Origin of the sequence: Spirillospora sp. NPDC046719 (genome assembly GCF_040645715.1) — a bacterium.
Classification (GTDB): Bacteria; Actinomycetota; Actinomycetes; order Streptosporangiales; family Streptosporangiaceae; genus Spirillospora.
In genome coordinates, this window is the sequence record NZ_JBEYYT010000593.1 from 1 (window position 1) to 4,708 (window position 4,708).

At 75.1% G+C, this 4,708-nt stretch carries 7 protein-coding genes; 4 read left to right on the forward strand and 3 right to left on the reverse strand.

Going from position 1 to position 4,708, the window contains the following annotated elements; genetic code table 11:
* From ABZ914_RS46760 to ABZ914_RS46770, 3 genes are all read right to left on the reverse strand, one after another.
* A partial coding sequence (locus ABZ914_RS46760) for a hypothetical protein (protein ID WP_500201099.1) occupies positions 1-496 on the reverse strand: 496 nt, incomplete at its 3' end.
* Positions 497-573: 77 nt separating this feature from the next.
* The gene (locus tag ABZ914_RS46765; RefSeq protein WP_347257120.1) at positions 574-1,029 is read right to left on the reverse strand and encodes a PPOX class F420-dependent oxidoreductase; all 456 of its coding nucleotides are present in this window, start codon (positions 1,027-1,029) and stop codon (positions 574-576) included.
* A 34-nt stretch (positions 1,030-1,063) separates the two neighbouring features.
* A complete protein-coding gene (locus ABZ914_RS46770) occupies positions 1,064-2,089 on the reverse strand; it encodes an alpha/beta hydrolase (protein WP_500201100.1) in 1,026 nt (341 codons plus the stop codon).
* 180 nt (positions 2,090-2,269) lie between these two features.
* On the opposite strand from ABZ914_RS46770, the gene ABZ914_RS46775 reads away from it, so the two are divergent.
* The 4 genes from ABZ914_RS46775 to ABZ914_RS46790 form a co-directional block, all read left to right on the forward strand.
* A complete protein-coding gene (locus ABZ914_RS46775; RefSeq protein ID WP_190867861.1) occupies positions 2,270-2,689 on the forward strand; it encodes a TOBE domain-containing protein in 420 nt (139 codons plus the stop codon).
* Positions 2,690-2,706: 17 nt separating this feature from the next.
* Entirely contained in the window at positions 2,707-3,495 is a 789-nt protein-coding gene (gene modA / locus ABZ914_RS46780) for a molybdate ABC transporter substrate-binding protein (protein WP_500201101.1), read from the forward strand.
* On the forward strand, positions 3,492-4,277 hold the full coding sequence (gene modB / locus ABZ914_RS46785; protein ID WP_500201102.1) for a molybdate ABC transporter permease subunit: 786 nt from the start codon (positions 3,492-3,494) through the stop codon (positions 4,275-4,277). The genes modA and modB overlap by 4 nt, the downstream gene beginning before the upstream one ends.
* A 62-nt stretch (positions 4,278-4,339) precedes the next feature.
* Positions 4,340-4,708, forward strand: a 369-nt coding sequence (locus tag ABZ914_RS46790) for an ATP-binding cassette domain-containing protein (RefSeq protein ID WP_500201103.1), incomplete at its 3' end; no start/stop codon positions are given.

The following is a 4,708-nucleotide window of genomic DNA, read 5'->3' on the forward strand; positions in this document are numbered from 1 at the left end:
TGCCGGCGGCCTCCCGCTGCGGCTCGTCCGGCGGCACCGCCTCGCGGACGCCGACCACCGCGAACCGCCCGAGCGCGAGCGCCGCGAAGAACACGATGACGACGCCGAGCCCGGCGAAGCCGGACAGCTGCTCGGCGAGGTGCCGGCCGTTGCCCGTGCCGAGCGGCGCGCCCACGCCCGGGACGTCCCACAGCGTGGCGAGCGGCCCGCCCACCGCGAACCAGGCGCCGCCGAGGACGCCCAGCCACGCGCCGAGCATCGCGATGGCGCGGTGCGCGCTGAACAGCACGATCAGCCCGCCCAGCACGGCGGCGGCCGCGGGGGCGATGCTGAGCTGGAGCCGGTCGGTGTTGTAGACCCAGGTGTCGTCGGGGGCGAACCCGAAGTCGAAGTAGGGGCCGGCGAAGGGCAGCAGCCCGCCCCACAGGCCCAGCAGCACCAGCAGGACCCCGCTGAAGCCGCCCCTGGTGCGCGGTACGCGCATGGTCCCAGTCATGATCATTCCTCCTGACCGGGCTACGGATTCTGTTTTGCACCCCCTTTACCCGCAGCGTCCGCGTCCACACCGCCGTCTCAGGCCACCGTGCGGGCCTGCTGCTCGGGGCGTTCGGCGTCGATGTGCCAGCTGATCACGCGGACCGGGCGGATCCGGATCAGGTCGTCGCTGAAGAAGCCCTCGCCGATGTGCATGCGGCCCTTGACCGGCTCCGCGGTCCCGCGGATCTCCACGCCGCGGCCCCAGCCGGGCCGCACCGCGTCCGGGTCGTCGGCGGGCGGCTTGTCGTCGACGAGGAACGACACGTGCGGGTCCGCGAGGACGTTGCGGTACTTGCGGCTGGCGGCGTTGTCCGGGCCGCCGATGTCGATCGTCCCGTCGCCGTTCAGCCGGAACCCGACGGGCCGCGTCTGCGGCCCGCCGTCCGGGCCGATCGTGGACAGCCGGCCGAGGCTCTGCGTGCCGAGGTAGGCGCGCTCGGCCGGGGTGAACGGGTCGGTCATCGTCGCTCTCCGATCTGCGGTGGTGCTCACGGAGCCGACGCTAGGACCTCAACCGCGATTCAGGTCAACCGGCGCTCTCCAGGCCGGCGGGCGTGCCGTCCGGGGCCGCGGCGAGGCGGCCGTCCAGCGCGTCGCGGACGAACCGGCCGAGCGCGCGGATCGCCGCGCGGGACTCCGGCAGGTACGGGCCGAACATCTGGAAGACGTGGATCTGCCGGTCCCACACCTGCAGCGTCACGGGGACGCCGGCCTCGGCGAGCCGCCGCGCCATCAGCTCTGAGTCGCAGTACAGCAGCTCGGTGGAGCCGGCCGTGAGCAGGACGGGCGGCAGCCCGGCCAGGTCGGCGCGGACGGGGGAGACCGCCGGGTCCTTGAGGTCGAGGTGGCCGAGGAACGCCTCCACCAGCCGCTCCAGCAGCACGCCCGGGTCGGACGGGTCGAGGCCCATGTTGGCGTGCGCGAGCTTGTCGGTCAGGTCCATGTCGAGCATGGGGGACAGCGCGGCGAGCGCCGCCGGCATCGGCAGCCCCTCGGCGCGGGCGCGCAGCGCGGTGGCGAAGGTGAGGTGCCCGCCCGCCGAGTCGCCCATGATGACGATGTGCGCGGGGTCGACGCCCCGCTCGTCCAGCAGCCACCGGTAGGCGGTGAGGCAGTCCTCGACCTCCCGCTCGAACGGGACGGCGGGGATCATCCGGTAGTCGACCGACAGCGCGGGGACGCCGGCGGCGGAGCTGAACGAGGCGATCATCCGGCGGTGCGTGTTGAGGCCGCAGCAGACCCAGCCGCCGCCGTGCAGGTAGAGGATCACGTGGTCGCGGGCGGACGGTGCGCCGGGCCCGCGCACCCACTCCGCGCCGAACCCGTCGAAGCGGACCTTCTCCGTGCGGACGCCCCGCGGTGCCGGGGCCCGTCCGGCGAGCCGGTCCAGGGCCGCCGCGCGCCGCAGCGCCCGGTCGTCGAAGGGGAGCGCGGCGGCCTTGGCCAGCCGGGGGCGCAGGAAGCGGCGGATCCCCGCCGAGACCGCGCGGGACCGCAGGCTCGCGGTCCCGTGGCGTTCGATGACCAGGGTCGTCGGGTGCGGCTGCGTCACCGGGTCCTCCTCGCGACGGGGATGTAAGTAGATGGTGACATCCGGCCGCCGTCCTCCCGAAACCGGGGGGCGGTGAGGCGCGGCTGTGGCAAATGCCAGAGAAAATGCCCTGAACGGCTTGCAATATCTGGCCATATGCATAGATGCGGGTGGAATCTGCGAGGGCTACGATCATCCCTCGTGACGACGTTCAGGATCAGTGAGGCGGCCGCGCTGCTCGGGGTCAGCGCCGACACCGTCCGGCGCTGGGTGGACGGCGGGCGGCTGCCCGCCGAGCGGGACGAGCACGGCCACCGGCGGGTGCCGGGCGCCGAGCTGGCCGCCTTCGTGCGGGACCAGGCGCGCGACCAGGCGCGCGGCGCCGCGCCCTCCGAGCAGGCCGAGCGGTTCTCCTCGGCGCGCAACCGGCTGCGCGGGATCGTCACCGAGGTCGTCCGGGACGGCGTGATGGCCCAGGTGGAGATCCAGGCGGGGCCGTTCCGGCTGGTGTCGCTGATGAGCCGCGAGGCGGCCGACGAGCTCGGCCTGCGGGTCGGCGTGGTCGCCGAGGCCGTGGTGAAGTCGACGAACGTCGTCGTCGAGGTGTCCGACCCGGGCTGACCCCCTTGAGGAGTGACATGTTCAAGCGCACATCGGCGGCCGTGCTCGCGGCGTCCCTGGCACTGGCGGCGGCGGGCTGCGGCGACACCGGCGGCGACACCGGCGGCGACACCTCCTCGGGCGGCGGCGGGTCCAGGACCCTCACCGTGTTCGCGGCGGCCTCGCTCACCGAGACCTTCACCGCACTCGGCAAGACCTTCGAGGCCGCGCACCCCGGGGTGAAGGTCCGGTTCAACTTCGGCGGCAGCGACAGCCTCGCCCAGGGCATCGCGCAGGGCGCCCCGGCGGACGTGTTCGCCTCCGCCAGCCCGGCGACGATGAAGACCGTCACCGACGCGGGCGACGCCGCCGGAACCCCGCGGGTGTTCACCCGCAACCGCCTGGTCATCGCCGTCCCGCCGAAGGACCCCGGCAAGGTCGCCGGGCTGGCGGACCTGTCGCGGTCCGGGCTGAAGGTCGTGCTGTGCGCGCCGACGGTGCCGTGCGGCGCGGCGGCGAAGAAGGCGCTCGCGGCGGCGAACGTCAAGGTCGCGCCCGCGTCCGAGGAGAGCGACGTCAAGGCGGTGCTCACCAAGGTGAGCCTCGACGAGGCCGACGCCGGGCTCGTCTACCGCACCGACGCCAAGGCCGCGGCCGGCAAGGTGAAGGCCATCGAGTTCCCCGAGTCGGCCAAGGCGGTCAACGACTACCCGATCGTCGAGGTGAAGAAGGCGCCGCAGGGCGCGCTCGCCGAGCGGTTCATCCAGCTCGTCCTCGGGGCGCAGGGCCGGGCCGCGCTCACCGCGGCGGGGTTCGAGGCGCCGTGAACCGGTCCGGCCGGCCGCCCTGGTTCCTGCTGCTGCCCGCGCTGGCCGGACTGGCGTTCCTGGTGCTGCCGCTGGCCGGGCTGCTCGCCCGCGCCCCGTGGTCCACCCTCGGCACCCGGCTCGGCCGGGGCCAGGTGCTGGAGGCGCTGCGGCTGTCGCTGCTGAGCGCCACGCTCGCCACCGGCGTGTGCCTGCTGCTCGGCGTCCCGCTGGCCTGGGTGCTGGCGCGGGCGTCGTTCCCCGGCCTGCGGATCGTCCGGGCGCTGGTCACCGTGCCGCTGGTGCTGCCGCCGGTCGTCGGCGGCGTCGCGCTGCTGCTGGCGCTCGGCCGCCGCGGGCTGGTCGGCGCGTGGCTGGACTCGGCGTTCGGGATCACGCTGCCGTTCACCACCGCCGGGGTGGTGCTCGCCGAGACGTTCGTCGCGATGCCGTTCCTGGTGATCAGCGTGGAGGGCGCCCTGCGCGCCGCCGACCTGCGCTACGAGGAGGCCGCCGCCACCCTCGGCGCCGGCCGCTGGACGATCTTCCGCCGCGTGACGCTGCCGCTGGTGGCACCGGGCGTCGCGGCCGGCGCGGTGCTGTGCTGGGCGCGGGCCCTCGGCGAGTTCGGCGCGACGATCACCTTCGCGGGCAACTTCCCCGGCCGGACCCAGACGATGCCGCTCGCGGTCTACCTCGCGCTGCAGAACGACCCGCAGGCCGCGATCGTGCTGAGCCTGGTGCTGCTCGCGGTGTCGGTGGCCGTGCTGGCCGCGCTCCGCGACCGCTGGGTGGAGACGTGACGGCCGGGGACGGCGGCGCGACCCGGGACGGCGGCGCCGGCGGGGACGGCGGCGCGAAGGGGCTGGACGCGCGGCTCGTCGTGCGGCGGGGGGCGTTCGACCTGGACCTCGCGCTCGCCGCCGCGCCCGGCGAGGTCGTCGCGCTGCTCGGGCCGAACGGCGCGGGCAAGAGCACCGCGCTGCGCGCCCTCGCCGGGCTCGTCGCGATGCCCGGCGGCCACATCCGGCTGGACGGGACGGACCTGCGCCCGCTGCCCGCCGAGCGCCGCGGCGTCGGCATGGTCTTCCAGGACTACCTGCTGTTCCCGCACCTCAGCGTCCTGGAGAACGTCGAGTTCGGGCCGCGCTGCCAGGGCGCCGGACGCCGCGCCGCGCGGCGCCGGGCGGCGGAGTGGCTGGAGCGGGTGGGGCTCGCCGAGTACGCGTCCGCG

Excerpts from the sequence above, each read along its gene's own strand:
- modA (WP_500201101.1), top strand. The coding sequence starts at position 2,707 with ATGTTCAAGCGCACATCGGCGGCCGTGCTCGCGGCGTCCCTGGCACTG.